This window comes from Ralstonia pickettii, from assembly GCF_016466415.2.
Taxonomy (GTDB): domain Bacteria; phylum Pseudomonadota; class Gammaproteobacteria; order Burkholderiales; family Burkholderiaceae; genus Ralstonia; species Ralstonia pickettii.
In genome coordinates this window covers 1,084,970-1,111,135 of the sequence record NZ_CP066771.1, presented here as the reverse complement: position 1 = coordinate 1,111,135, position 26,166 = coordinate 1,084,970, and the positions used below count along the sequence as shown (strand labels likewise).

Genomic DNA, 26,166 nt, shown 5'->3' with positions numbered 1-26,166 from the left:
GCGGAATCGCTCAGATCAGTCGCGCTCGAACACCGCCATCGACTCGACATGCGACGTGTGCGGGAACATGTTCACCACGCCCGCACCCGCCAGTCGGTAGCCTGCCTCGTGCACCAGCAAGCCCGCGTCGCGCGCCAACGTCGCAGGATTGCACGACACATAGACGATGCGCTTCGGCAGCAAATCCGCCTCCTCACCGCCGCGCTGCGACAGCTCGGCCAGCGCCTTCGACACAGCCAGTGCGCCTTCGCGCGGCGGATCGACCAGCCAGCGATCAAACTTGCCCAACGCGGCGATATCGTCAGCAGTCACTTCAAACAGGTTGCGACAAGCGAACTTCGTCTTCGCGTCCAAGCCGTTGTGCTGCGCGTTGGCGAGCGCACGCGTGGTCAACGCCTCGCTGCCTTCAATGCCCATGACTTCGCGCGCACGCGTTGCCATCGGCAGCGTGAAATTGCCGATACCGCAGAACAGGTCGAGCAGCCGATCGCCCGGCTGCGCGTCGAGCAGTTTCAGCGCGCGCGACATCAGCACCCGGTTGATCTGGTGATTGACCTGCGTGAAATCCGTCGGCTTGAACGGCATGGTGATGCCGAACTCGGGCAACGTGTACGTCAGCGTGCGATCGAGCGGATAGAACGGATAGACCGTATCCGGGCCCTTCGGCTGCAGCCAGAACTGGATGTTGTGATGATCGGCGAAAGCACGCAGCTCCGCCTCATCCTCAGCGGTAATCGGCTCTAGGTTGCGCAACACCAGCGCGGTTACATCCTGGCCGACCGCCAGTTCGATCTGCGGCATACGTTGTACGATCGACAGGCGGCCCACCAATTCGCGCAACGGAACCAGCAGCGCGGACACGTGCGGCGGCAACACCTCGCACGACGTCATGTCCGCCACATAGCTGCTCTTGCGCTCGTGAAAACCCACCAGTACGCCGCCTTTGGCGGCAACATGGCGCACGGTCAAACGCGCGCGATAGCGGTAGCCCCAATCCGGGCCGGCAATTGGCCGGAACACCACGTCCGGACGCAGCTTGGCGAGATGCCACAGGTCGTCTTCCAGCACGCGCTGCTTGATCGCAACCTGTGCGCGCGAATCCAGATGCTGCATCGAGCAGCCACCGCACACGCCAAAGAACTTGCACTGCGGCGTCACGCGTGAAGCAGACTGGCGCAGAATGTTGACGACACTCGCCTGCTCGTACGACGGCTTTACGCGGTGACTGCGGTACATGACCCGCTCCCCCGGCAACGCGCCTTCCACGAACACAACCTTCCCCGGCGTGCCGTCCTCGTTGGTCAAACGGCCGATGCCGCGCGCTTCGCCATCCAGCGAGACGATGTCGAGCGGACCGGCCACGGGCAATTCTGGCTTGCGGCGGCCACGAGGCTTGGCCGGCGGCGTATTCGGCGCGACCGTTGCTGGAGCAGAAGAGGAAGGCGTGACGTTGGGTGCAGCTTGAGACACGAGCGAGCCTGGGCAAAATGAGGGCAAGGGCGGCATTGTAAGACACCGGAGGACCAGCATGGGCACCGTCATCCTGACGTGGAATATCCAGTGGGGCCGTGGCGCCGACGGGCACGTCAGCCTCGCGCGCCAACTCAAGCAAGCGCGGGAGATGGCCGAATTCGATGTGCTGTGCCTGCAGGAAGTCACCTCCGGCTTCAGCGATCTGCCGGGGCAACCGGGCGCGGACCAATGGAGCGAGCTCGCCGACGCGCTTGGCAGCGAGTACACCGTCATCGGCGGCTTCGCGCTGGAGCGCCACAACGGCGCGCATGTGCAGCGCTTCGGCAACGCCATTGCCACCCGCCTGCCCGTGCATTACATCCAGCGCCATGCATTGCCCTGTCCGCCGGATACCACACCGTACATGCCGCGCATGGCCATTGAGGCGATCGTGCAGGCGGCGTTTGGTGCCTTGCGCATCGTCACCACGCATCTGGAGTACTACTCGGAGCTGCAACGTGTGGCGCAAATCGATGCGCTGCGAGCCATCCACACGGAAGGTTGCGCGCGAGCGAATCAACCAGCCAGGCTTGGCGCAGAACCCGAAGCGGGCCCTTTCCGGCCGCTCGCGCAGACCAAGGCAACCATCATCTGCGGTGATTTCAACTGCAAGGCGGATTCCATGCCCAAGCGCTTGGCCACCGCGCCATTCGCTCGCGAACCCGCTTTGCATGATGCGTGGGAGATTGCGCACGGCGCAACGCCGCAGCCGCCGACCTTCGGTGTCTACGACCGCGCTGACTGGACTGAACCAGCCTACGCGTGCGATTTCATGCTGATTAGCGAGCCACTGAAACCGCGTGTGCTGCGCCTGGAAATCAACAGCGCTACACAGGCATCAGATCATCAACCGATGCTGCTGGAGCTGCAGAACGACTGAAAAAGGGGAACGAAAGAAGGGACAGTGGCGCCTTACAGCACCGCGTCCTTGCGTACGCCCTGAGAGGCGAAATGGCGCTTTAGCTTGACCAGGGCTTCCTGCTGGATCTGCCGCACGCGTTCGCGCGTCAAACCCATCTCGGCGGCCAGTTCTTCCAGCGTCGCTGGTTCGATGTAGTTGAGGCCAAAGCGGCGCTCGACCACATAGCGATGCTTGTCGGACAAGCGTGCGAGCCACGACTTCATCAACTGCGACAGCTCGCGATGGGCCACTTCCTGATCCGGCGATGCGCCATGCTCGTCCGATAGGAAGTCGAGCAGGCTCGTGCCCGGATCAAGATCGAACGGCGTATCCAGCGAAGTCGTGTGCTCGTTGAGCGAGAGCACGTCCTGCACTTCCTCCGTGGTCTTGCCAAGCAGGTGGGCGATGTCTTCAAGGCTTGCGTCTCGGCCATCCACGCCGCTCTTTTCCAGATGGCGCTTGGCGCGCAGCACCTGATTGAGCTCGCGAATCACATGCACCGGCAAACGGACGGTGCGCGCCTGATTCATGATCGCGCGCTCGATGCTTTGGCGGATCCACCACGTTGCATACGTCGAGAAGCGGAACCCGCGTTCCGGATCGAATTTTTCGATCGCGTGCATTAGACCCAGGTTGCCCTCCTCGATCAGATCGAGCAGCGGCACACCGCGGTTCAAATAACCCTTGGCGATACTCACGACCAGGCGAAGGTTGCGCTCGATCATGACCTGGCGCGCTGCGAATTCGCCGGCCTTGGCCAGCGTCGAAAAATGCAGTTCTTCTGCTGGCGTCAGGAGCGGCTTGATGCTGATGCGATTGAGATAGTGCTGAACAGTGTCGGCGGCCAGCTCGGCCTGCAGCACCTTGCGGAAATCTTCCTCGGGTGGGGCCTCCTCGGCCTCTTCGCCCTCCTCCTCTTCTTCGTCCGGCTCGTCGGCACTGTCGGACGTGTCGTTGAGATCGGCGGAATCGGCAACAGGGAGGTCGTCGACAAGCGCATCGACGACTTCGATCTCTTCAGCAGGAGGCTGCGCCGCACCGCGCGCACGCCGCCCAGCGCGCCCGTTTGGGGTGCGCTGGCCCTCTACAGCAGCGTCGATGTTGTCATCGGCTGGGGTGACGGGCGTGGCGGCTTTCTGGCGCGGCATGCATTCCTCTATTGAGGCGGCAAGTAGCGCATCGGATCGACTGGCTTACCGTTGCGGCGCACTTCAAAATGAAGCTTCACGCGATCCGCATCGGTACTGCCCATTTCGGCGATCTTCTGCCCTTTCTTGACCGTGGATTGCTCGGTGACCAGAACCTTGTCGTTGTTGCCGTAGGCGGTCAGGAACGTGTCGTTGTGTTTGATGATGACAAGATTCCCGTACCCACGCAAGGGTCCAACGTGGATCACTTTTCCGTCGTCAGCAGCGACCACCGCGTCGCCACGTTTGCCGCCAATGTCGATGCCCTTGTTGCTCTTGTCATCGAAACGGTTGATGAGCGAGCCGCGTGCCGGCCAAGCCAGGGAAATTGCGCTGTCGCTTGCCCCGGCAGGAGCGCTGGACGCCGCTGCGGACGGCGCGGTGGCAGGCGTGGAGTCGACCGGCTGCGTAGTTGTGTTAGGCGGGCGAACCGGCGTGACGACGGCCCCGCTGCTGCTGACATCGGCGTTCGGCGGAACAACGCGTAGCAGTTGATCGACTTCGATCTGGTTCGGGTTGGCGATGTTGTTCCAGGCCACAAGGTCTCGCGGCGCCTGGCCGTTACGCAATGCGATGCTGTACAAGGTATCGCCACGCTTGACGCGATAGTAGCCGGGGGGCGGCGGCTCTTGCGATACGGTCCCAGCGCTGCCTGCACGCGAGGTGCGGTCGAGAACGGGGGCCTGATTGCCGGAGGATGCGCAAGCCGCCAATAGTGCGGCCGACACCATCGCCACGGCGAGCCGGCCTGCGCGTGCGGGGCTTGGACGGTTCATGGAGCTCCGGGAAATGAACATGCTAAACAGTTCCTGATTTTAACGGGACAAAGAAAACGCCTTCAAGCGCGGTACTGTGAAACTCGAAGCGGCTGCGGCGCTCAATGAGAACGAGCTGCTGCGCCGGACCGCTGTTGCGGTCGGTGGCAACGGGGGCGATCAGCCGGCCGCCGACGGTCAGCTGGTCGAGCAGCGCCTGCGGCACCTCCAGCCCCGCCGCCGCCAGGATGATGGCGTCGAACGGCGCGGCCTTCGGCAGCCCAAGCATGCCGTCGCCATAGTGCAGACGGATGTTTGGCACGCGGAGTGGCCGCAAGTTCGCTTTGGCTTTTTCGTGCAGCGGGCGAACGCGCTCGATGGAGTACACCTCGTCCGCCAGTTGCGCCAGAACGGCTGCCTGGTAGCCGCAGCCAGTGCCAATTTCCAGCACACGTACCAGCGGCATGCCGGTGCGGCCCGACCGTCCACTTAGCAACAACTCGATCATCCGCCCGACCACTGACGGCTTCGAGATCGTTTGCTGATGGCCGATCGGCAATGCGGAATCCTCATACGCCTGCGACGCCAGGCCGGCATCGACAAATAGATGGCGTGGCACAGTGCCGATTGCTGCCAGCACGCGCTTGTCACTCACGCCACCTGCTTGCACCCGGCCAACCAATGTCTGACGCGCGCGGTCCGACGCCATGCCGCCCGCCGCCGCATGCGCTGCCGCCGTGCGTGCCTGCACGGCGCTCGCAGCGACGGCGCCGACCGCAGCGTCGACCCCCGCCACGCGTTGCGGCGCAGGTGCGGGGGCGGCAGCGGGCGACGCGCGCTCCACGGATGCCGCACGCACCGGCGTGGGGCGTGAGACTGCGCTTACCCCGGACGAGATTCGCGTTTTACGCTGGGGCTCCGCCGGCTTACGCTCGACCACTGCATCGAGCGTCAACGGGAAGCGCCGGTCGCGCGGGCGTTCAGACATGAGCCACCCGGCCGATCATGGTGTCTGCCAGCGGCGCACCGTGCGCAGTTGGGCTGTATCGGTCAGATCGAGCTGCAGCGGCGTCAGCGAGACGAAGCCGTGCGCAACGGCGTGAAAATCGGTGCCCTCGCTGGCGTCTTTTGCATCGCCGGCGGCACCGACCCAGAAGATCGGCTCGCCGCGTGGATTGGCTTGGCGGATCACCGGCTGCGACTGATGCCGCTTGCCCAGACGCGTCGCACGCCAACCTGCCAGCTCGGCGTACGGCAGATTCGGGATGTTGACGTTCAGCAGGACCGGCCCGTCCAGCGGATCGGACAGATAGCGCTCGACCACCTCGCGGGCAACGCGCTCGGCGGCGTCGAGGTGCGTCCAGCCCTTGTCGGCCTGCGAGAACGCAATCGACGGAATACCGAACAGGTAACCTTCGATGGCGGCGGCGACCGTGCCGGAATACAGCACGTCTTCACCCATGTTCTGGCCCTGGTTGATACCGGAGACGACCAGATCGGGCTTCTCTTCGATCATGCCGGTGAGCGCGATGTGCACGCAATCCGTCGGCGTGCCGTTGACGAAGCGAAAACCCTTCTGGGCACCTTCGGTCGCCTCGAACACCGAAAGCGGACGCTGCAGCGTCAGCGAGTTGGACGCGCCGCTGTGGTTCTGTTCTGGTGCGACCACCGTCACGCGGCCGAGGGGGCTCAGCGCGCGGTGCAGCGCTGCAAGCCCGGGGGCGAGGTATCCGTCGTCGTTGGCAATGAGAATATGCATGGCGCGGATTGTAACCGAGCAACGTTCGCGAATCGTGCTTGGGCACACGTTCTACACGCTTACAAAATATGCATCGACAGGCTGGACGCTTCATCGCAGCCGGTCAAATCGAACGATCGTGCTTTTATTCGGTTACACTGCCAGACGAGATCGCGTGCAATGCATGCGAGATGGCGAACAATCCAACGCAAGACTGTTGAGGAGACACATGATGAAAGCCGTCGTCTGCAAGACCTGGGGCCCGCCCGAATCGCTGGTGATCGAAACATTGCCGGATCTCTCGCCGGGTGCGGGCGAAGTCGTGATCGACGTGAAGGCTGCGGGGGTGAATTTTCCTGACGTGCTGATCATCCAGAATAAGTACCAGTTCAAGCCGGAACTGCCGTTCACGCCCGGCTCGGAAGTCGCGGGCGTGGTCAATGCAGTAGGCGAAGGCGTGTCGCACCTCAAGGCCGGCGACCACGTGATCGCCTTTCTTGGCCAGGGCGCGTTTGCTTCACAGGTGAAGGCATCGGCCAAGGTGGTGATGCCGATGCCGCCGGGCATGGCGTTCGACACCGCTGCGGCATTCACGCTCACGTATGGTACGTCGCACCACGCGGTGGTCGATCGCGGGCAACTGAAGGCTGGTGAGACGATGCTGGTGCTGGGCGCTGCGGGCGGCGTCGGGCTGGCGGCCATCGAGATCGGCAAGGCGATCGGCGCACGCGTGATCGCCGCAGCATCGAGCGACGAGAAGCTGGCGGTCTGCAAGGACCACGGCGCTGATGCGCTCATCAACTATTCGACCGAAGACCTGCGCGAGCGCATCAAGGAATTGACCGACGGCAAGGGCCCGGACGTGATCTATGACCCGGTCGGCGGCATCTATGCGGAACCGGCGTTCCGTTCAATTGCCTGGCGTGGCCGCTACCTCGTAGTCGGCTTTGCCAATGGCGAGATCCCCAAGATGCCGCTAAACCTGGCACTGCTGAAAGGCGCATCGCTGGTTGGCGTGTTCTGGGGCGAATTCGCACGCCGCGAGCCGAAGGCGAATTTGGCGAACATGATGCAGATGCTCGGCTGGATGCAGGAGGGCAAGATTCGTCCGCACATCTCTGCGCGCTATCCGCTGGAGCAGACGACGCAGGCGCTGCTGGACATGGCGGCGCGCAAGGTGACGGGCAAGGTGGTGATCCAGCCTTAAAGACTTAGGCGCCAGACAAAAAAAGCCGCGCAGGCGATCAACCTGCGCGGCTTTCTCTTTGGTACAACGGGTTATCAGGCCGCTTCTTCGAGCGTCGGATAGTCGGTATAGCCCTTTTCCTGGCCACCGTAGAACGTTTCGCGATCTGGCTTGTTCAGCGATGCGCCGGCACGGAAGCGCGCCACCAGGTCAGGGTTGGCGATGAACGGTCGGCCGAACGCCACGGCATCAGCCAGACCGGAAGCGATCATCTGCTCCCCCTCTTCCGCCGTGTATTGGCCGCACACGATAAGCGTGCCCTTGAAGGCGTCGCGCAGTTGGCGGCGGAAATCGTTGCTCAGTTCGGGGCCGCCTGCCCAATCCGGTTCGGCGATGTGCAGGTAGGCGATACCGCGCTTGGTCAACTCGCGAGCGAGGTACAGCGCGCTTTCTTCTGTTTGCTCGTCGGCAATGTCGTGAGCCACGAAGTGCGGCGACAGGCGGATGCCGACGCGGTCTGCGCCAATCTCGGCGATGGCGGTGTCGACCACTTCGAGGATCAGGCGGGCGCGGTTTTCCAGCGAGCCGCCGTATTGGTCGGTGCGCTGGTTGCTGTTGGTCGACAGGAATTGGTGCAGCAGGTAACCGTTGGCGGCATGGATTTCAACGAAATCGAAACCGGCGCGGCGCGCACGGAGCACCGCCTGGCGGTATTGCGCGATCACACCGGGGATTTCTTCCGTGGCGAGAGCGCGCGGCTCGCTGGTCGGCACATTGGCGGGCGTGCCGTCGGGCTGCACAACAAAGCTCTGCGCGCCCTTGGCGACAATGGCTGACGGCGCGACGGGAGCCTGGCCGTTTTCCTGCAGCAGCGTGTTGGAAATGCGGCCCACGTGCCAAAGCTGTTGCGAGATGCGGCCGCCCTTGGCGTGCACAGCATCCACCACGGTCTTCCAGCCGGCTTCCTGTGCATCGGTGTACATGCCCGGCGTCCAGGCGTAGCCCTGGCCCTGGCGGGAAATTTGCGTCGCTTCCGTGACGATCAGACCAGCGGTTGCACGCTGCGCGTAGTAAGTCACGTTCAGTTCGGTCGGCACGTCACCTGGCTGGCCGGCGCGCGAGCGTGTAAGGGGTGCCATGACGACACGATTGGCGAGGGTCGTACGGCCGGTCTGAACCGGGGACAGCAGTTGTTGAGTCATATCAGCTCCTGGAAGAGGGACTATTCGACCGGTCATCTAGAACCGGAATCAAAGAAAAAGCGAGGAACGTGCCTCGCAGGCAATTGGTTTCAGAATGGAATCAGTGTTTGGGCTTGGCCAGCAGCACTTCCGTTTGCGCGACACAGCTCTTGAACGCGTCGACCGTGCGGTGCGCCTTGGCCAGCAGTGCACCACCCATCCACATGGCGTACAGGCCTTCGGCCAGTTCGTGCGCGTCCTGCACCGGCGCCAACGAGCCGTCGGCGACACCGGCCTCGATCGCGGTGGCAATGCGCTCGACCATGCGCGTCATCCCTGTCGACAACACCTTGCGCATCGGCTCCGACAAATCCGATACCTCGCCTGAAAGCTTGACCGCCAGGCACGTGACTTCGCACGCGCTGCGCTCATGCAGATCGATCCAGGCCAAGAAATAGCGCAGCAGCCGCTCACGGGCGGTGATGCGCGTGTCGTTGAACAGGCTGACAACGCCCGCGTCGTAGTCCTGGAAATAGCGCTCCAGCATGGCGACGCCAAAATCTTCCTTCGACCCGAAGTAGTAATAAAACGAGCCCTTGGGTACCTGCGCACGGCCCAGGATTTCCGCCAACCCGACGGCCGAAAAACCGCTCCCGAGGATCAGCTCGGCACCAGCGTCCAGGATGCGGTCGCGGGTGTCGTGCCGGGCTTCGGCGCCTTCAGCGGTGGCGGGTTCGGGGTGCTTACTCATGGTGGATCGCATTGTAGTAGACCGACCGTCTAGCTGCATGACCCTGCTCTAGGCAGGGTCGATGTGACGTTCGCATCGTTGGCTCGCGCGCTCAGAGCTTTTCGGTTTCGCCGCTCTTCGGTTGCCAGCGCATCAGGCGTTTTTCCATCAAGCCTACGAGCCAGTCCAGCACGAGCGCAAATACCGTCAGCACGACGATGCCCGCAAAGACGGTGTTGATGTCGAACGTGCCCTCTGCCTGGAGGATCAGGTAACCGACACCGCGCGCGGAGCCGAGGTACTCGCCCACCACCGCCCCGACGAAGGCCAGGCCCACGGACGTATGCAGCGATGAGAACACCCAGCTCGTCGCGCTCGGCAGATAGACGAAGCGCAGCAGCTGCCGCTGCGATGCGCCCAGCATGCGCGCATTGGCCAGCACGACCGGGCTCACTTCCTTCACGCCCTGATAGACGTTGAAGAAGACGATGAAGAACACCAGCGTCACTGCCAGCGCGACCTTTGACCAGATACCCAGTCCGAACCACACGCCAAAGATCGGCGCCAAGATCACGCGCGGCATCGAGTTGGCAGCCTTGATGTATGGATCAAGCACCGCCGAGGCCGCCGGGCTCAGCGCCAGCCACAGGCCTGCGCCCAGGCCGGTGGCCGTGCCGATGGCAAATGCCAGCACTGTCTCGGCCAGCGTCACGCCAAGGTGCTGATAGATATCGCCTTCGGTGACGAACCACGCCCAGACGCGCTGGGCAACGATGAGCGGTTCCCCGAAGAAGAACGCAACTTCCTGCGAGCGCGTGGCGAAGTGCCACACGCCCAACGTGACGACCAGTAGGCCAAGCTGCCAGGTGCGCAGCGCAAATGGAGAAAGCGGACGGTTAGCCATGGATGCAATCGATCAGATTCAGGTCAAGCCACGCGGCGGTGCTGCGCATAGCCCTTGAGCACTTCTTCGCGCAGGACATCCCAGATGCGCGAGTGCAGGTCGACAAAGCCGGCCTGATCGCGAATCTCTGCCACATCGCGCGGGCGCGGAAGGTCGATGGTGAATTCGCCGATCGGGTGCGTGCCGGGGCCGGCAGCCAGAACGACCACGCGGTCGCTCATGGCAATCGCTTCGTCCAGATCGTGCGTGATAAACAGCACCGCCTTACGCTTGGCGGCCCAGAGATCGAGCACCTCGTTTTCCATCAACTGGCGCGTCTGAATATCGAGCGCAGAAAACGGCTCGTCCATGAGGATGATGTCGGGGTCGAGCACCAGCGTTTGCGCCAGGCTTACACGCTTGCGCATGCCGCCGGAGAGTTGATGCGGGTAGCGGTCTTCAAAGCCGGCCAAACCCACGCGCGCAAGCCACGACATCGCCAAATCACGCGCCTCCTTGTCCGGCATGCCTTGAAACTCCAGCCCGGCCATCACGTTGTCGAGCGCGCTGCGCCATGGCATCAGCGCCTCGGCCTGGAACATGTAGCCGGCGCGACGGTTGATACCGACCAGCGGCTCGCCAAACACCCGCACCTGCCCGGAAGACGGCTGCAACAGGCCGGCCGCTAGATTCAGCAACGTGGATTTGCCGCAACCCGTCGGCCCCACCACCGAAACGAACTCGCCGGCATGCACCTCCAGCGAGGTGTTCTGCACAGCGGTGTAACGCTGGCCCGGCGTGTCGGGCGAGATGAACGTGCAGGTGATCTGATCGAACGAAAGCGCGGGATGGGACATGGTCTGCGGTCCAAAAGCAATGCGCCCGGGCGGAACCGGGCGCGTTGCTGAAAGCCTGTGGGACTTACTTGTACTTGGCGTTGGCCTTCTGCACGAAGGTATTGGTCAAGGTCTGGTCGAGCTTGATCTGCTTGCCCCTCACTTCCGCATCGAACTCCGACAGCGTGCGCAGCGCCGTAGCCGGGCCGTCGGCCGGCATCGTGCCATCCGGCGAGATGGCCTCACGCACCTTCTCCCACGCCGCCAGATACAGCGCACGGTCGCTCAAAAGATAGGCTTCGGGCACCGTCTTGACGATGTCCGACGGGCCCGCCTTTTGCAGCCACTTGAGCGCACGCACCATGGCGTTGGTCATCGCCTGCGTCGTGTTGGGATTCTTCTGGATGAACGCGGTAGACGCGTACAGGCAGCCGGCCGGCATGTTGCCGCCGAACACCGCCTTGGTTTCGGCCAGGGTGCGGGTATCGGACACGACGCGCACTTCGTTCTTTTGCGTGAGCATCGACATCACCGGGTCCAGGTTGGCCAGGGCATCGATCTGCCCAGCACGCACGGCGGCAATCGCTCCGCTGCTCGGGCCCACGCCAATGATCGACACTTCGTTCGGCTTGATGCCGGCGCGCGCCAGCACGTAGTTGACCATGATGTTGGTCGACGAACCGGGAGCCGTCACGCCGATCTTCTTGCCTTTCAAATCGGCAATCGACTTGTAGTTGGGCAGCGTCTTGTTGTTGACCGCCAGCACGATCTGTGGGGCCCGCCCTTGCAGCACGAACTCCTGGTACATCTGCCCCTTGGCCTGCAGCACCAGCGTGTGCTCGTACGCGCCGCTCACCACGTCGGCGCTGCCGCCAACCACGGCCTGCAGCGCTTTTGCGCCGCCGGCAAAGTCGACGATTTCAACGTCCAGGCCTTCGTCCTTGAAGTAGCCCAGGCGCTCGGCAATCGTCAGCGGCAGGTAGTAGAACAACGCCTTGCCGCCCACCGCGATGGTGACCTTGCTCTTTTCAGGTTTGCCCTGCGCCAGAACGGCTGGACTGGCAGCCAGCAGGCTCGTCGCACACAGTGCAGCGCCCATCCACTTTGCCCAGCGCCCAATGACTTGTGTCCCCATGCCTGTCTCCTGTTCTGTGCGTTCACTGCCTCGGCGGCGATATTACCGCAACGATTTGCAACACAACATGCGGGATCGTCCTAGCTGTCTAGCTTTTGGCTTCGGCAATGATGCCTTGCGAAACCAGCGCATCGATCTGCGCATCGGTCAGGCCGTGGCCGCGCAGGACGTCGCGCGTGTGCTGGCCCAGGCGCGGCGCGCTCGCCTGCACGGCGCCCGGCGTGGCGGAAAGCTTGGGCACCACGCCCGGCATTTCCACCTCGATGCCCGACTGCGCGCGCACCGTTTCGATCACGCCGCGTGCGCGGTAGTGCGGGTCGGCAGCAATGTCTGCGACGGTGTAGATCGGACCGCAGGGCACTTCGGCCGCATGCAGCGCAGCCAGAACATCGGCGATGGGGAGCGTGCTTGTCCAAGCATTGACGGCAGCGTCGATTTCCTCGGCACGCGCCGCGCGGCCGTCGTTGCGGGCCAGGCCGGGATCGTCAGCCAGATCTTGCCGGCCCATGTGTTGCATCAGGCGGCGGAAGATGTTGTCGCCGTTGGCGGCAATCAGCACGTATTCGCCACCAGCGCAGCGATAGGCGTTCGACGGTGCGATACCCGGCAGCGCCCCGCCCGCCGGCTGGCGGATCGCGCCAAACACCGAATACTCCGGCAGTAGGCTCTCCGTCAGGTTGAACACGGATTCATAGAGCGCCACGTCGATCACCTGCCCCTTGCCGCCGCGCGCATCGCGTTCGTACAAGGCCAGCAACACGCCCAGCGCGCCATGCAGGCCGGCGATCGTGTCGCCAAGCGACAGCCCTGCGCGGGCAGGCGGCCGCCCTGGCTCACCGGTCAAATAGCGCAGGCCGGCCATGGCTTCTGCAATAGCCGCAAAGCCGGGCTCATCGCGTTTGGGCCCCGTCTGGCCATAGCCTGACACGCGCAACATGATCAGCTTCGGATTCACCGCCGACAGCGCCTCGTACGAGAGCCCCCACTTTTCCATCGTGCCGGGCCGGAAGTTTTCGATCAGCACATCGGCTTCGGCAGCCAGCTTGCGTGCGACTTCCTGCCCTTCAGGGACACGCAGGTCGACACAGACCGACTGCTTGTTGCGCGACTGCGCCTCCCACCAAACTGATGTGCCCCCGTGCAGCATCCGCCATTTGCGCAGCGGATCGCCCTGCCCCGGCGGCTCGATCTTGATGACCTGCGCGCCAAAGTCGGCGAGCGTCTTGGCGGCAAACGGCCCGGCAATCAGTTGCCCGAGTTCGAGCACGCGGATGTCCTGCAAAACCTGTGTCGGCATGGTCGTATGGGGTGGGAGAACGTTGAATTCAGAGTGCGGCGGGGTTGCCAAGCAGATGCGTCATCAACAGGCGCGCGGAGCTGGTCAGCGCATCGGGGTCACGCACGCCCACCAGCAGGCGGCGATGCGCCCATCCGTCTTGGAGCGCCACGAGCGCCAGACCGGCGCCCGGCAGGCTCGATACATGGCTTTGTGCGGCGATGCGCGGCAACACGCCCACGCCCAGGCCGGAGGCCACCATCCGGCAAACGGCTTCAAAGCTGCGCACCTGGATGCGCAGGCGCAACGGCTTGCCCAGACGCAAGCTCTCGTCGACCAGTTGCGCGGCGAGCGACGTGCCCGGCGGCAGGCTGACGAAGTCGAAATCCACGGCGTCGGCGAAGTGAACCTGCTTGCGCCCGGCCAATGGATGCCCGCGCGGCGTGACCAAGGCGAGATCGTCCTCGCGATAGTCGAACGATTGCAGCCCCTCGCACGGTGTACCGGCCGCAAAGATGCCGAGGTCCGCGCGGTTCTCGCGCAGCGCGGCAACGATATCGCCGCTGTCCTGCTCTTCCAGCGCGATGCGGATGGCCGGATTGGCCAGCATGAAGGCGGCCAGGTCGTCAGCCAGGAATTGCGTAATCGACGAAGTATTGGCCCACACGCGCACCAGCCCGCGCGTGCCGGCGGCAAAGTCGGACAGCGCACCGGCCATACGTTCGACGTCCTGCAAGATGCCGACAGCGTGGCGGAAGCACGCCTGCCCGGCTTCGGTCAGTTCTACACCCGCGGCATGGCGATACAGCAACGGCGCGCCCACGGCCGCTTCCAGATCGGAAATCCGCTTGCTGGCCGCCGCCACAGCCAGGTGCGATTGGCGCGCCCCGGCCGAGATGCTGCCCAGCCGAGCCACCGCCACAAAGAGGCCAAGGGTGACGAGATCGAAGCGGGCAAGATTCATGATGCAGATAATTCGGCGGAGTTGGAGAAACGCGACAGGTTAATGCGAATCGTTACAATTTTCATCGGCAAGTCATGACATAGCGCTTAGCATGGCCGGGTTTTTGCCTCATTCCGGCTGCGCCAGCCCGGAATTTTAGCGGTTGCCCCATTTGTCGTGCCTCATGCCCTCGCTGACTCTTCACGTCATCCCTCGCCGTCCATTCACTCTGATGGGAGCCGTGCAACAAGCCACGGCGGCCTTCATGCTCGTATTGAGTCTGCAAAGCGCTGCGCTGGCGGCTGGCGCGGAAACGCCTGCCGCGGACATCCCGGAGCCGGAGCGATGGAACGTGCATGGACAGTTCACCAACGTGACGCAATGGCATCCGTCGTTCCGCTCGCCGTACAGCGGCACCAATAGCCTCACGCCTGACAACAACACCAAGGAGACGGTCGACGTCACGCTCTACCTCGGCCTGCGCCTGTGGAAGGGCGCCGAGCTGTACGCGAACCCGGAAATCGACCAAGGTTTCGGACTAAGCAATACGGTCGGCCTGGCCGGCTTCTCAAGCGGGGAGGCCTACAAGATCGGCAACAATGCCCCCTACCGCAAGCTGCCGCGCTTGTTCCTGCGGCAGGTCATTAATCTCGGCGGCGAGCAGCAGGCAGTAGAGTCAGCTCCCAACCAGCTTGCCGGCAGCCGCTCGGCAGACAACGTCACCATCACCGTCGGCAAGTTCTCGGTGGCAGACATATTCGACACGAACACGTACGCGCACGACCCGCGGGGCGATTTCCTGAACTGGGCGGTGATCGATGCCGGCGCATTCGACTATGCAGCTGACGCCTGGGGCTACACGCATGGTCTGGCGGTGGAATGGACGCAATCGTGGTGGTCGCTGCGCGGCGGACTCTTCGCGCTTTCGGTGGTACCCAACAGTGTCACGATCGACACCACGTGGAAGCAGTACCAGTGGGTGGGCGAATTTGAAGCGCGCCATGATTGGTTCGGCCGCCCGGGCAAGGTCAAGCTGCTCGCCTTTGCAACGCGAGGCCGGATGGGTGGTTATGGCGATGCGGTCAACCTCGCCCAACAGACGGGCAACACGCCGGACACGGGCCTCGTGCGGCGCCTCGCCTGGCGCCCCGGTGTTGCCTTGAACCTGGAGCAGGAAATCACCTCCGACCTGGGCGTCTTCGCACGGGCCAGCATGAACGACGGCAGCAAGGAAACATACGAATTCACCGACATCAACCAGTCAGTGTCGGCCGGGTTCTCGCTGAAGGGCAACCGTTGGGGGCGTCCGAACGACACGTTCGGTGCCGCCGTGGTGGTGAACGGCCTGTCGCGCGCGGCGCGCCAATATTTCGCGGCCGGCGGCATGGGCGTATTGATTGGTGATGGCGCGCTCAACTACGGCACCGAACGCATCGCCGAGCTGTACTACAACTGGGCGGCCATCAAACACCTCACGCTGGGGCTGAACTACCAGTATGTGGTCCATCCGGCGTACAACCGGGATCGCGGCCCGGTGTCGATCGTCGGGGCACGCGTTCACGCCGAATTTTAAGCAACTGCCGAAGATCAGAGTTGGCGCCGGTCCAGCACGGCGCGAGCGATGGTACCCGCGTCCACGTATTCCAGCTCACCGCCTACCGGCACGCCACGCGCAAGACGCGTCGCCTTGATGCCGCGCGCCTTCAACATCTCGCCAATGTAATGGGCTGTCGCCTCCCCTTCGCTGGTGAAGTTGGTGGCGAGGATGACCTCGGTGCACGGCCCGCCCAGCGCAGGATCGGTCGCACGGGCCAGCAAGCGTTCAAGGTGAATCTCTTTCGGGCCGATGTTGTCCAGCGGCGAGAGCCGCCCCATCAGCACGAAGTATTGGCCGCGATAGGTCAGCGTCTGCTCGATCATCATCTGATCAGCCGGCGTTTCCACCACGCACAGGACCGAAGCGTCACGGCGCGTGTCAAGGCAGGTCTCGCAAATATCCTGCTCGGTAAAGGTATTGCAGCGGCTGCAGTGCTGGATCGATTCCGTCGCCTCCGACAGCGCCTGCGCCAGTTGCGCGGCGCCTTCGCGGTCATGCTGCATGAGGTGATACGCCATCCGCTGGGCAGACTTGGGGCCGACGCCCGGCAGCACGCGCAAGGCGTCAACCAGCATCTGCAGCGCCGACGGCGTACCCGGGGCGTTACGCATCATGCATGCTCCAGAATCGTCGTATGGTGCAGCACTTCGGGCATCGGATCATAAAAGTGATGCAACAACGCGCGCCAGCGCTGGTATTCGGGCGATTGCCGAAAGCCGATGGTGTGATCTTCCAGCGTCCGCCACTGCACCAGCAGCAGATAATCGCTCGCCTTTTCCATGCACCGTGACAGCGACAGCGAAACGAAGCCACGCATCGCACCAATGATGTGGCGAGCCTCGCCGAAGGCGGCCTCGAAGGCAGCTTCCTGGCCGGGCCTGACGTGCAGCAGCGCGGATTCCAGCACCATAGCGCGATCCAGATGAGCGTCGCTTAGAACGGCAGCTTGAAGCCAGGCGGCAACATGCTCGCCATACCGCCCAGGCCGGAAGTGAGCGAGCCCATCTTCTCTTGCGTGGTGGCCTCGGCCTTGCGCACGGCATCGTTGAACGCTGCGGCGATCAGGTCTTCGAGCAGATCCTTGTCTTCGCCTTCGGCCAGCAGGCTCGGGTCGATCGACACACGCTTCACGTCGTTCTTGCAGGTCATCACCACTTTCACGAGGCCCGCGCCGGACACGCCTTCCACCTCGATCAGGGCGAGCTGCTCCTGCGCCTTCTTCATGTTCTCCTGCATCTGCTGGGCCTGCTTCATCAGCCCGGCGATCTGGCCTTTCATCATGGTCGTTGCTCCTTGAAATGGGTCATGCAAGGCGCGCCACTCAGATGCGCGCGCCGGTGTTCAATGTTCAGTCTTGGAATGCGGTTCAGTGCGCGTGCGGTTGGATCGACCCAGGCACGACCTGCGCGGCAAAGTCCCGAACCAGCGCCTGCACAAAGGGGTTGGTGGCGATGGCATCTTCGGCATTGCGCTGGCGCTCGGCGCGCTGCTCGGCATCGACGGCCGCCGCGGTGGCGCGTGCAGGTCCGATATCGCACGCCACACGAACGGGCGTGCCGAAGTGTTCCGTCAGTGCGGCTTCCAGACGCTCGACGACGTTCGCATCAGTCAGCGGAGGCAACGGTACACGCAATCGCATCGTGGCACCTTCCACAGCCGCCAACTCGCTCTGGTAAGCCAGTTGCTGAGCCAGACCGCGGATCGGCAGGCTCGCTGCCAGCGCCGGCCAATTGCCGTCGAACGTGGCAAGACCGCTGGTGCTCAGATCAGGCGGCGTAGCAACGGCTACCGGCTCGGGGGCAATCGTCTTGACCGGCGCGGGTGCGGCTGCGGGGGCCTCGATCGGTGCTGGACCTGTTGCCGGTTCAGGCGCACCGGGACGCACGCCCGAAGCGGCATCCCAGCCGGCAAAGGCGGCGTCCATCTCCTCAAGTGACGGCGAAGCAAACTCGCCCGGCATTTCGTCCCAGGGTGGCGGGCCGTCATCGGCGGGCACAGCGACTGCAGCCGGTTGTTCACCGCGCTGCGGCGGTGACACCACGGCAGCAGTAGCCGCAGCCGTATTCGGACGTGGGCCCGCAATGGGAGCAGCAGGACGAGCGACGGGAGCGGCAACCGGTGTAGCGGCGGGCGCAGAGGCGCCACCACGGCCACGGCTTGACGCCTGACGCGCAGCGGCCAACGCTTCCATTGCCGGCGAGCGACGTGCGGGGGCCGCAGCCTGCGTATCTGAAACCGCCGCAACGGGCGCGGGCGCTGGCGGAGTCGCCTGATCAGTCGCTCGCGGCGCCTCGACCACCGGCTCCGGACGCACGGCCACCGGCGCAACCCGAGCAACCGGCGCCGCCACAGGCGCCGTCGCCGTAACCGCCGGACGCGTCGATGCGGCTGGCGATGCAGCCAGCGGCATCGCGCGCTTGCCGCCGCCACCGCCCGAAGGCGGCGCGGCGTCCCCACTGGAATGTCCCGGCTGGAACGCCAACATACGCAGCACTGTCATCGTGAAGCCCGCGTATTCATCCGGTGCAAGCGCCAGTTCGTTGCGGCCCAGATTGGCAAACTGATAGAACAACTGCACCGACTGCGCGTCGAATCGCTCGGCAAGCCGGCGTACGTCGTCGGCCTCGGGCCAGTCGTCCTGCACAGCAGCGGGCACAACCTGCGCCAGCGCAATCTTCTGCAGCAGCGAAGCCAAATCCTGCAGCGCGCCCGAGAAGCTCAGACTACGCCCGGCCATCTCGTCGGCAATCTCGACAAGCGCGGCGCCATTCTCGTCGGCCAGCGCATCGAGCAGACGCACGAGGTAGCTTTGATCAATCGCGCCGAGCATGCCGCGGACGGCTGCTTCGCTGACCTCGCCGGCGCTATACGCGATGGCCTGGTCAGTCAGCGACAGCGCATCGCGCATCGAACCCTGAGCCGCGGCCGCGAGCAGACGCAGCGCGTTCGGCTCGTGAGCGATGCCCTCTTCGCCAAGGATGCGATCGAGGTGAGACACGATGTGCCCCGGCGGCATCTGCTTGAGGTTGAACTGCAGGCAGCGCGACAGCACCGTCACCGGAATTTTCTGCGGATCGGTGGTCGCCAGAATGAACTTGACGTGCTCGGGCGGCTCTTCCAGCGTCTTCAGCATCGCGTTGAAGGCGTGGTTGGTCAGCATGTGCACTTCGTCGATCATGTAGACCTTGAAGCGGCCGCTTGTGGGTGCGTAGATCGCGCGGTCCAGCAGTTGCGCCATCTCGTCGACGCCGCGGTTGGAGGCGGCATCCATCTCGATGTAATCGACAAAGCGCCCGGCATCGATCTCGGTACAGGCGCGGCACACGCCGCACGGCTGTGCGGAGATGCCGCCCTGCCCATCCGCGCCGACGCAATTGAGCGATTTGGCAAGGATGCGCGACAGCGTCGTCTTGCCGACACCGCGCGTACCCGTGAACAGGTATGCGTGGTGCAGGCGCTGCTGTTCGAGCGCATGCGTGAGCGCTTTCACCACGTGTTCCTGACCGACCAGCGTGGTGAAATCGCGAGGGCGCCACTTGCGGGCGAGCACTTGATAACTCATGCGGCGGATTGTAGCAAAGCGAGGTGGATTTCCGACGCGGTTTTGGAGGCGTCAACCGCCATGCGCGCCGAGCGAATTGCAAGGATATTCAGGTGGGGACGTGCGAGTCGGTTACAATGGCGATCGGACGGGCCTCCTCGCATGGTGGCGCGGTCAACCTGGTCAGGTCGGGAACGAAGCAGCCACAGCCGTTTTCCGCCAGTGCCGAGGGTCAGGCTCGTCCCCCTTCTCTTCTCTCTTCCGCATCTTCCTTCCCCTCTTGTGTATGCTGCCCGCGTCAGAACAGCGCGCCCTGGCTGTCGTCGTGTGACGCCTGCACCGGCTTGGGCAATGCTTCCAGATCGATCCATTCCCCCTGCGCAGTCGCCACGCCCGCGCGCACGGTGCGCCCTGGATACATCGGCGTGACGGCGGCCACATAGCCGCGCAGCTGATCGGCATAGGCGGCACGTTCGACCGGCAGCAAGCGCAGCTTGTAGTCGACCACGAGGACCTCGTTGCCACGTTCGATCAGGCGATCGATGCGCAACAGCGCACCGTCGCGACCGAAAAGTTCGATCTCGTTATGAGCGGCGTCGAAGCGCGCAGGGTCGAAGACATGCGCCAGCGCCTCGGCAGAGAGCATCCGGCGCACAGCGTCGGCGGCGCGTGTGGCATCGGCTTGCGTGACGCCGGTCGCGCCGAACCAGCGCGCGATCGTCTCGCCGTCGGGCGCTTGTTTAGGCAAGCCCCGGCGTGTCAAGCGCTCGAGCACCGCATGCAGCAATTCGCCCTGAGCGACCGCGCCTTGGTCGAAGACGATATCGGCCGCCCCTTCGGCAGGCGCGCCGGCCGCCCCCACACGCACCGTTACAGTCAGCGGCGCGCGAAAATCGTGATACGAGACAAGCTCGTGCCCCGCCGCACTCGAGACCGAATCGGCTACGTCATCCAGCATTGCAGCGGGTGACGCCACGCCTGCCGAGGCCAGCAGTGTGTACCAGCTGGCCGTGCCGTCCACCTCGGGCGCATCGCCTTCATCCAGAGATTGGGCTGCCGTGGCATCGCGCTTGTTCGCCACGCCGGAAACGATCAGTGCTTGCCGCGCACGCGTCATCGCCACGTAGAGCAGGTTCCAGTTTTCGCGCTCGGCAAGCGCATTTTCTTGCTTGAAGAGAGGCTCGCGCGCGAGGCCACGCTCGGACGTCTTGCCGAAGGCGGAAAAATGCGCTGGCGCCTGCGCTCCGGGCGGCCAGTCGATCAGGATCCCAGCCGTATCGACGCGCGCGTCGCTGTGGTGGCTGTCGAGCAGCACGACGAACGGCGCTTCCAGCCCCTTGGAGGCATGCACGGTCAGGATCTGCACGGCATCAAGACCCTCGTTGGCGACTTCGGCATCAATAGCATCCGGCGCCTCTGTGTCGCCCTGCATGCCTTCGTCTGGGCTTTCATCCTCGTCGCCCTGGCGGATGGCGCGGAGTTCAGCCATGAACTTCGGCAGGCTCGGATACCGGCCACCGTCCAGATCGAGCGCGAGCTTCAAGAACGCATCCAGGTTGGCGAGCACCTGATCGCGGTTCGCGGCCGGTGCGCGCTCGGCATAGCGGCGCTTGAGTTCGCCGGTGTAGACGATGTGATCGAGCAGATCGTGCACAGGCAGCGTGCGCGCCACCGCCAGCCAGCGCGACAGCATGCGATGCGCGTAGCGCAAGGTGTCCGACGCATCCGCCTGGCCGGCCAGCGCGGTCAGGCGCTCCCACCATGTCAATGCGGCCGCGCCTTCGCCAAACTGCGCCAGTGCGATGAGGTGCTCGTCCGAGGCGGCGAAAACGGGGCTGCGCAGCACATGCGCAAGCGACAAATCTGCCTGCGGCGTCATCAGGAAATCGAGCAGCGCGCATAGATCAAGCGCTTCAAGCGTAGCCAGCAGACCGCCGCGGCGCGGGCTCAGATACGGCACGCCGGCATCGCGCAGCGCACGTTCGTAATCGGCGAGATAGCGTTTGCGGCGGACAAGCAGTTGGAAATCGCTCCACCGCACGGCGCGCTCGATGCCGCCTTCGCGAATGCGCTCATTGGCGTGCAATGCGCGCAGGCAAGCCGCCACTTGGCGGCCCTCGGCATAGCGCTGCGAATCGCCGGCTTCTTCGCGCGGCTCGGTGAGGGTATCGCGAGGCGCGGCTTCGTCAGCCTGTTCGGCTTCGGACACCGGCACCAGCGGCAACAGCAGCGCCTGCCCCATGGGTGCGTCCACGGCAGTGCTTTGCTCGGCGTAGATGGGATAGTCGCCGCGCGCCCGCGCTTGCAGGAACACGGCATTGACCCACTCCAGCACGGCCGGCGCGTTGCGACGCGTGCGATTGGTACGCAGCACGGTCGCATTGAATTCTGCAACCAGCATTTCGCGCGCAGCGTCGAACAGCCGGGCATCGGCGCGCCGGAACCGGTAGATCGATTGCTTCGGATCGCCCACGAGGAACACGCTTGGCTGCGTGCCAGTGCCGGCATAACCGGCCAGCCAGCCTTGCAGGATGCGCCACTGCATCGGATTCGTATCCTGAAACTCGTCGAGCAGCAGATGCTTGTAGCGCGCGTCGAGCCGCACCTGCAGGTAAGCGGCCGTATCGTCTTGCTGCATCAGGCGCGCCGCTTCCCATTCGAGATCGGTGAAATCCATCGCGCGCGCCTGGCGCTTGTACGCCTGATAGCGGTCGATGAGTGCATCGCCCAGCGCAAACAATGCAGCGTTGACGGCGCGCACGCAGGCCTCCTGGCGACGCGCCTGAAACGCCGTCAGAGTTTCGCAAAGCGTGGTATGCAAGGTCACCAGCGTTTGCGCGTGCTCGTCGCCGATGGCTTTGATGAGCGCCTTGGTCGGCTTGCAAGCGCGTGCTTTGCCGGCCTGCGTGTGGAACGCGGCGAACAGCGCTTCAAACGCTTGCGCGCGAGCAGCCTCGTCCGACACATCCATGCCGCGCGCAGCAGTGACCGCCGATTCGATGGCCACCGCGCGCTTGCCTTCGGCCGCACCGCCCTGCCCTAGCCAGCCGGACACGCGCAGCATATCGGCCAGCAATGCCGCATCCTGCAGCGCTTCGATCAGAGGATCGACGGTCGCATCGTCGCCAAGCAATTGGTCCAACGCATCCAGCGGACGCCCGCCGGCCTGCGTCTTGTACGCCCACCAGTCGCTGCGCTGGTGGAACATTGCATCGAGCAGGCGTCCGGCCTGGAAATCGCCGACCAAATCGGCAAGCGACTCATACGCGGCGCGCAAGTCAGCGTGATCTTCGGCGAGCAAGCCGCGCCAGAAAGGCGCCCAGGCTTCTCGCCGCAGCCGCCCTGCATCTTCGCGCAGCGAGGCCCCCTGCTGGACGCCAGACGACAGCGGCGCGCCGCGCAGCAACGACCCAAACCAGCCATGGAACGTATCAATCGCCATGCGCGATGGCGATTCCAGCACGCGCGCATACAGCCCACGCGCCGTTTCAATCAGCGCCGGCGCATCGCGCTCGTCCACCGTACGCGCGATCAGCTCGCGAACGACGCTCTCGTCGTCGGCGCCGGCAAGTTGGGCGAGGATGTCGAGCAAGCGCTGGCGCATCTCTTCGGCGGCCTTGCGCGTAAACGTGATGGCGAGAATGTCCGACGGCGCCGCACCGGCCAGCAGCAAACGCAACATGCGCGTGACCAGCAGCCACGTCTTGCCGCTGCCCGCGCACGCTTCCACCACGACGGAGCGCTGCGGGTCGCACGCAGCGCGCGAGAAGGCCTCGGGCGAGACGGCAGCACCGTCGCGTTCGTAAGCGTGATCGCTCATGCCGCGCCCTCCGGCTCGCGCGGTGCGCCTTCGGTCCAATACCCCTTGCGGCATAGGCCGCGCGCCGCGCAGTAGCGGCACGCCGATTCATCACCGAACGCCGGCAGGGGCGCACCGGCAGCGAGGGCCGTCATGTCCTTTTGCATCTGCTCGATCAACCAATCGACGACTTGCGTGAAATCGGGCAATGCAACGTCGCGCTTGTCGCCGCGGGCCTCGCCGTCGAGCGAAACCCACCCGCCCGAATCTGCACGCGCATCGAGGACGCCGTAAAACGGAAGCTGGCAATCCTCAAACGGCGTCTTGGCGCGACGCACCAGCGCCATTTGCGACTGCGTCTTGTAATCGAGCACCGCCACGCCGTGTTCGTCGTGCACATCAATGCGGTCGATCCGGCCGCGTAAGCGCAGCGCGCGCTCGTCGGGCAATGTGATGGACGTATCGACATCGACTTCACCTGCCTCAAAGCGCCAGCCATCCGCCTCGCGAGCGGCCTGCCACGCCAGGTACGACGGCATCACACCGAGCCAGCGCCGATAGAAGCGCAACGCGTTGCCGTCCTCGGCCAACAGCGGGCCGAACTGTTCGTCGGTAATGGTCTGCAGCAGACTCAGACGATCGGCCGGATCGTGCATCGGCGTTTCCAGCAACTGGCGGTGAAAACGATGCAGGATCGCGTGCAGGATCTCGCCGATGTCGCGTTTCTCCAGTTCATCGGAAACTTCTTCCAGCTCGCCCAGCCGCAGCATGCGACCGACGAAGAACTGGTATGGACAGCGCCGCAGACTGTTGTATGCGGCCGCGCTCAGCGTGGACGGCACCAGCGTCGGCGCTGCGGGCGCGGGCATGTCGGTGGGCTGGCTCGTGGTCTGCAAACTGGGCAACGTGACTGACGTATCGATACGCACGCCGCTCACCGCCAAACGCCGTTGCAAGCGTTCAAGCCAGCCGGAAAGGCGATGCGGCTCGCCACGTCCGCCGTGGCGTTGCCAGGTCAACACCACCTCGGGCTGATTGAGGAGCACCTCGGCCAAGTCACGAGCCTGCTGCGCAAAGCGCTGTGCGCGGTCGGGCAAACCGAGTTCGCGCCGCACGTCGTTAGAAAAGAACAGCCATTCGGGCTGCGCAGACGGCAATTGCGCATCGTCACAACCCACCACCACCACGCCATCAAAACGCCGCATGCGCGCGCCATTCAGCGGCAGGATGACAACACGCCGGTCCGCTGGCGGTGAAGGCTCACTGAAGACCGCAGATTCGAGCAGCATCGAGAGCAACGCGCGCCATTCCGTCAGGGAGAAACGCGCGCCCGCATCGGTGCTGCCATGTATGGACGTACGGAGCCGGTCAATCCAGTCCAGCAGTTGGCGGCCCGCATCGTCGTTCTGCAACCCGGTGCGCATATGCAGACGATCGAGCGTGCCTGCCAACAGCGTTACCCACGCGTCGAGCGTGGCGCTGCCGGCCCGGCGCCACAGCGCCGCTTCGTCGGCCAGCACGCCCAGACGATCGGCAAGGCGGCTGACCTTTGCTTCGCCCTCGGCATCACTCGCCGGGCGATCGGTAACCAGCCGGCGCAATCGCCCCCATCCACCTGAAACGTTATGCCGGCGCACCCGGCGCTCCAGTTCTGCTACCCAGGCAGGCGTGGCCGTGCCGGCATCGGCATCGCGCAAACAGAACGGGCTCTTGATGAGATCGAGCAACGCCGCGGTATCGCCGTCGCCCTGCACCACGTCGACCCAGCGCATAAGTGCCGCAGCGGCGCGCGTCGTGGAAAGCTTCCAGCCGGTCTCATCGCGCACCGGCACGTTCACGCGCGCCAGCAACGCGCGAACGCGCCGCGCGACGATGCGATCCTGTGCCACCAGCGCCAACGAGCGGCGCCCGGCATTCAGCCAATCGACCAGCGTATGCGCGGCGAAGGCTGCCTCGTCTTCAAAACGTGCAGCGCCTGCAATGCGCAGGATTGGCGCCGGCAATTGCGCGGCGGCAGCATCGTCCGCCGCCTGGGCTGGCGTGGCGCATTCGGGCCAGGCGTGCAGCAGCAGATTGCGGAAATCCGCGTGTGTGGAAGGCGCCGCAGACGCGCCGCTTTCAGGCGCATTCCAGTCGTAGCCGATGCTCAACACGGGCACCCGCTCGGCGGCGCGCTGCAGGAAATCCAAATCGACCGCCTCGGGGTCCGTCGGGCTCATCCACACGATGGGGCCACGCAATTCGTCAAGCAGACGCTGCATGGCACGCAGCCGCATTGGAATCGGGTCCGCTGCGCCTGAAAGCAACCGCCAGAACGTCAGCACAATGCGCGATTCGGTGCCGAGAAAGCGTTCGGACAATTGTGCGTAAGTGCGTTCCAACGCTTCCGCCAACGCCGACTCCAGCTCATCAGCCCGCCCATCTGCGCCACTGTGTGCGGCATCGAGCGTCAGCCAACGTTGCGACAACTCGTCCGACACCGTCACGAGCACCTGCGCTACGCCCCACAGGGCGGCATCGTCCTGCGCGCCCAGCGCTTCACGCAGCCAAGCCTGCGTCTTGAGCGCCTGCTGCACTGCCAGTAATCGCGACAGCGGCGTGCGCCCGGCAGGCGAACCTGCTTCCGGTGGCAAATCGAGCAGCCAATGCCCCAGGGTCAGAATGCGCGGCAGCAAACGCGGCGTGCCGGCTGCTTGCGCACTGGCATGCAGAGCGCCGCGCACCCCAGGAATCTGCGCGGCTGTCGGCACGACGATCGTCGCGGTACCGGGGGATTGCGCATGCGCATCCAGAAAGCGCCATGCAGCGTCGGCGGCACGCGAAAGGAATGCTGGGCCAGGCGCGAAGGCAAGCGTCTGCATGCGAGGGAATATGGCGATATACCGGGAAGCGAAGACCTGCGGCTATCGGCGAGATAGCCACAATCAACAGTCGAATCGGTTGAAAATAGAGGCGTCGGTACTATA

At 64.4% G+C, this 26,166-nt stretch carries 21 protein-coding genes and 1 other RNA gene; 4 read left to right on the top strand and 18 right to left on the bottom strand.

The window, feature by feature from the left end:
- Positions 1–15 precede the first annotated feature (15 nt).
- The gene (gene rlmD / locus RP6297_RS05295; protein WP_037027398.1) at positions 16–1,368 is read right to left on the bottom strand and encodes a 23S rRNA (uracil(1939)-C(5))-methyltransferase RlmD; all 1,353 of its coding nucleotides are present in this window, start codon (positions 1,366–1,368) and stop codon (positions 16–18) included.
- Positions 1,369–1,528: 160 nt separating this feature from the next.
- Between rlmD and RP6297_RS05290 the strand changes: the two genes are divergently transcribed.
- Entirely contained in the window at positions 1,529–2,392 is an 864-nt protein-coding gene (locus tag RP6297_RS05290) for an endonuclease/exonuclease/phosphatase family protein (RefSeq protein ID WP_009238411.1), read from the top strand.
- Positions 2,393–2,424: 32 nt separating this feature from the next.
- Here RP6297_RS05290 and rpoS read toward each other — a convergent pair whose 3' ends face one another.
- Genes rpoS through surE form a run of 4 tightly spaced genes read right to left on the bottom strand, consistent with a single transcriptional unit; the run spans position 2,425 to position 6,114 of the window.
- Positions 2,425–3,561, bottom strand: a complete 1,137-nt coding sequence (rpoS, locus tag RP6297_RS05285) for an RNA polymerase sigma factor RpoS (RefSeq protein ID WP_009238412.1) — start codon at positions 3,559–3,561, stop codon at positions 2,425–2,427.
- 8 nt (positions 3,562–3,569) lie between these two features.
- Positions 3,570–4,397 (bottom strand): peptidoglycan DD-metalloendopeptidase family protein, encoded by an 828-nt coding sequence (locus RP6297_RS05280; protein WP_009238413.1) that lies wholly within the window; start codon positions 4,395–4,397, stop codon positions 3,570–3,572.
- Between the two features lies 1 nt (position 4,398).
- Positions 4,399–5,343 carry a protein-L-isoaspartate(D-aspartate) O-methyltransferase gene (locus RP6297_RS05275; protein WP_009238414.1) on the bottom strand — a complete coding sequence of 315 codons (945 nt, stop codon included), beginning with the start codon at positions 5,341–5,343 and terminating at the stop codon, positions 4,399–4,401.
- Between the two features lie 15 nt (positions 5,344–5,358).
- The gene (gene surE, locus RP6297_RS05270; RefSeq protein ID WP_009238415.1) at positions 5,359–6,114 is read right to left on the bottom strand and encodes a 5'/3'-nucleotidase SurE; all 756 of its coding nucleotides are present in this window, start codon (positions 6,112–6,114) and stop codon (positions 5,359–5,361) included.
- A gap of 211 nt (positions 6,115–6,325) precedes the next feature.
- Here surE and RP6297_RS05265 point away from each other — a divergent pair, with 211 nt between their 5' ends.
- Entirely contained in the window at positions 6,326–7,300 is a 975-nt protein-coding gene (locus tag RP6297_RS05265) for an NADPH:quinone oxidoreductase family protein (RefSeq protein ID WP_009238416.1), read from the top strand.
- Positions 7,301–7,374: 74 nt separating this feature from the next.
- Here RP6297_RS05265 and RP6297_RS05260 read toward each other — a convergent pair whose 3' ends face one another.
- The 7 genes from RP6297_RS05260 to RP6297_RS05230 all read right to left on the bottom strand — a co-directional run bounded on the left by RP6297_RS05260 (position 7,375) and on the right by RP6297_RS05230 (position 14,284).
- On the bottom strand, positions 7,375–8,481 hold the full coding sequence (locus tag RP6297_RS05260; protein WP_009238417.1) for an alkene reductase: 1,107 nt from the start codon (positions 8,479–8,481) through the stop codon (positions 7,375–7,377).
- A 100-nt stretch (positions 8,482–8,581) separates the two neighbouring features.
- Positions 8,582–9,211 (bottom strand): TetR/AcrR family transcriptional regulator, encoded by a 630-nt coding sequence (locus tag RP6297_RS05255; protein WP_009238418.1) that lies wholly within the window; start codon positions 9,209–9,211, stop codon positions 8,582–8,584.
- Between the two features lie 91 nt (positions 9,212–9,302).
- Entirely contained in the window at positions 9,303–10,094 is a 792-nt protein-coding gene (locus RP6297_RS05250) for an ABC transporter permease (RefSeq protein ID WP_009238419.1), read from the bottom strand.
- A gap of 23 nt (positions 10,095–10,117) precedes the next feature.
- A complete protein-coding gene (locus tag RP6297_RS05245) occupies positions 10,118–10,930 on the bottom strand; it encodes an ABC transporter ATP-binding protein (protein WP_009238420.1) in 813 nt (270 codons plus the stop codon).
- A 64-nt stretch (positions 10,931–10,994) separates the two neighbouring features.
- Positions 10,995–12,044 carry an ABC transporter substrate-binding protein gene (locus RP6297_RS05240; protein ID WP_037027390.1) on the bottom strand — a complete coding sequence of 350 codons (1,050 nt, stop codon included), beginning with the start codon at positions 12,042–12,044 and terminating at the stop codon, positions 10,995–10,997.
- A gap of 88 nt (positions 12,045–12,132) precedes the next feature.
- Positions 12,133–13,341 (bottom strand): CaiB/BaiF CoA transferase family protein, encoded by a 1,209-nt coding sequence (locus RP6297_RS05235; protein ID WP_009238422.1) that lies wholly within the window; start codon positions 13,339–13,341, stop codon positions 12,133–12,135.
- Positions 13,342–13,369: 28 nt separating this feature from the next.
- Positions 13,370–14,284 (bottom strand): LysR substrate-binding domain-containing protein, encoded by a 915-nt coding sequence (locus RP6297_RS05230; protein ID WP_009238423.1) that lies wholly within the window; start codon positions 14,282–14,284, stop codon positions 13,370–13,372.
- A gap of 211 nt (positions 14,285–14,495) precedes the next feature.
- Between RP6297_RS05230 and RP6297_RS05225 the strand changes: the two genes are divergently transcribed.
- The gene (locus RP6297_RS05225; RefSeq protein ID WP_009238424.1) at positions 14,496–15,836 is read left to right on the top strand and encodes a carbohydrate porin; all 1,341 of its coding nucleotides are present in this window, start codon (positions 14,496–14,498) and stop codon (positions 15,834–15,836) included.
- Positions 15,837–15,850: 14 nt separating this feature from the next.
- Here RP6297_RS05225 and recR read toward each other — a convergent pair whose 3' ends face one another.
- The 4 genes from recR to RP6297_RS05205 all read right to left on the bottom strand — a co-directional run bounded on the left by recR (position 15,851) and on the right by RP6297_RS05205 (position 19,422).
- Positions 15,851–16,471: a recombination mediator RecR gene (gene recR, locus RP6297_RS05220; protein ID WP_037028691.1), complete on the bottom strand. Its 621-nt coding sequence runs from the start codon at positions 16,469–16,471 to the stop codon at positions 15,851–15,853.
- Positions 16,471–16,770 (bottom strand): antibiotic biosynthesis monooxygenase family protein, encoded by a 300-nt coding sequence (locus tag RP6297_RS05215; RefSeq protein WP_009238426.1) that lies wholly within the window; start codon positions 16,768–16,770, stop codon positions 16,471–16,473. The genes recR and RP6297_RS05215 overlap by 1 nt, the downstream gene beginning before the upstream one ends.
- 23 nt (positions 16,771–16,793) lie before the next feature.
- Positions 16,794–17,141 (bottom strand): YbaB/EbfC family nucleoid-associated protein, encoded by a 348-nt coding sequence (locus tag RP6297_RS05210; RefSeq protein WP_009238427.1) that lies wholly within the window; start codon positions 17,139–17,141, stop codon positions 16,794–16,796.
- Positions 17,142–17,226: 85 nt separating this feature from the next.
- A complete protein-coding gene (locus RP6297_RS05205; protein WP_009238428.1) occupies positions 17,227–19,422 on the bottom strand; it encodes a DNA polymerase III subunit gamma/tau in 2,196 nt (731 codons plus the stop codon).
- 126 nt (positions 19,423–19,548) lie between these two features.
- Between RP6297_RS05205 and ffs the strand changes: the two genes are divergently transcribed.
- Positions 19,549–19,647, top strand: an RNA gene (ffs, locus tag RP6297_RS05200) — signal recognition particle sRNA small type.
- A 52-nt stretch (positions 19,648–19,699) separates the two neighbouring features.
- Here the strand turns inward: ffs and RP6297_RS05195 are convergent.
- Positions 19,700–23,221, bottom strand: a complete 3,522-nt coding sequence (locus RP6297_RS05195; protein ID WP_009238429.1) for a UvrD-helicase domain-containing protein — start codon at positions 23,219–23,221, stop codon at positions 19,700–19,702.
- Positions 23,218–26,061: a PD-(D/E)XK nuclease family protein gene (locus tag RP6297_RS05190; RefSeq protein ID WP_009238430.1), complete on the bottom strand. Its 2,844-nt coding sequence runs from the start codon at positions 26,059–26,061 to the stop codon at positions 23,218–23,220. Before RP6297_RS05190 ends, RP6297_RS05195 begins: the two co-directional genes overlap by 4 nt.
- Between the last annotated feature and the right edge of the window lie 105 nt (positions 26,062–26,166).

Bases quoted from the DNA above. Each gene is read 5' to 3' on its own strand.
- RP6297_RS05290 (WP_009238411.1), top strand. From the start codon at position 1,529: ATGGGCACCGTCATCCTGACGTGGAATATCCAGTGGGGCCGTGGCGCC.
- rpoS (WP_009238412.1), bottom strand. From the start codon at position 3,561: ATGCCGCGCCAGAAAGCCGCCACGCCCGTCACCCCAGCCGATGACAAC.
- RP6297_RS05280 (WP_009238413.1), bottom strand. From the start codon at position 4,397: ATGTTCATTTCCCGGAGCTCCATGAACCGTCCAAGCCCCGCACGCGCA.
- RP6297_RS05275 (WP_009238414.1), bottom strand. From the start codon at position 5,343: ATGTCTGAACGCCCGCGCGACCGGCGCTTCCCGTTGACGCTCGATGCA.
- surE (WP_009238415.1), bottom strand. From the start codon at position 6,114: ATGCATATTCTCATTGCCAACGACGACGGATACCTCGCCCCCGGGCTT.
- RP6297_RS05265 (WP_009238416.1), top strand. From the start codon at position 6,326: ATGAAAGCCGTCGTCTGCAAGACCTGGGGCCCGCCCGAATCGCTGGTG.
- RP6297_RS05260 (WP_009238417.1), bottom strand. From the start codon at position 8,481: ATGACTCAACAACTGCTGTCCCCGGTTCAGACCGGCCGTACGACCCTC.
- RP6297_RS05255 (WP_009238418.1), bottom strand. From the start codon at position 9,211: ATGAGTAAGCACCCCGAACCCGCCACCGCTGAAGGCGCCGAAGCCCGG.
- RP6297_RS05250 (WP_009238419.1), bottom strand. From the start codon at position 10,094: ATGGCTAACCGTCCGCTTTCTCCATTTGCGCTGCGCACCTGGCAGCTT.
- RP6297_RS05245 (WP_009238420.1), bottom strand. From the start codon at position 10,930: ATGTCCCATCCCGCGCTTTCGTTCGATCAGATCACCTGCACGTTCATC.
- RP6297_RS05240 (WP_037027390.1), bottom strand. From the start codon at position 12,044: ATGGGGACACAAGTCATTGGGCGCTGGGCAAAGTGGATGGGCGCTGCA.
- RP6297_RS05235 (WP_009238422.1), bottom strand. From the start codon at position 13,341: ATGCCGACACAGGTTTTGCAGGACATCCGCGTGCTCGAACTCGGGCAA.
- RP6297_RS05230 (WP_009238423.1), bottom strand. From the start codon at position 14,284: ATGAATCTTGCCCGCTTCGATCTCGTCACCCTTGGCCTCTTTGTGGCG.
- RP6297_RS05225 (WP_009238424.1), top strand. From the start codon at position 14,496: ATGGGAGCCGTGCAACAAGCCACGGCGGCCTTCATGCTCGTATTGAGT.
- recR (WP_037028691.1), bottom strand. From the start codon at position 16,471: ATGCGTAACGCCCCGGGTACGCCGTCGGCGCTGCAGATGCTGGTTGAC.
- RP6297_RS05215 (WP_009238426.1), bottom strand. From the start codon at position 16,770: ATGGTGCTGGAATCCGCGCTGCTGCACGTCAGGCCCGGCCAGGAAGCT.
- RP6297_RS05210 (WP_009238427.1), bottom strand. From the start codon at position 17,141: ATGATGAAAGGCCAGATCGCCGGGCTGATGAAGCAGGCCCAGCAGATG.
- RP6297_RS05205 (WP_009238428.1), bottom strand. From the start codon at position 19,422: ATGAGTTATCAAGTGCTCGCCCGCAAGTGGCGCCCTCGCGATTTCACC.
- RP6297_RS05195 (WP_009238429.1), bottom strand. From the start codon at position 23,221: ATGAGCGATCACGCTTACGAACGCGACGGTGCTGCCGTCTCGCCCGAG.
- RP6297_RS05190 (WP_009238430.1), bottom strand. From the start codon at position 26,061: ATGCAGACGCTTGCCTTCGCGCCTGGCCCAGCATTCCTTTCGCGTGCC.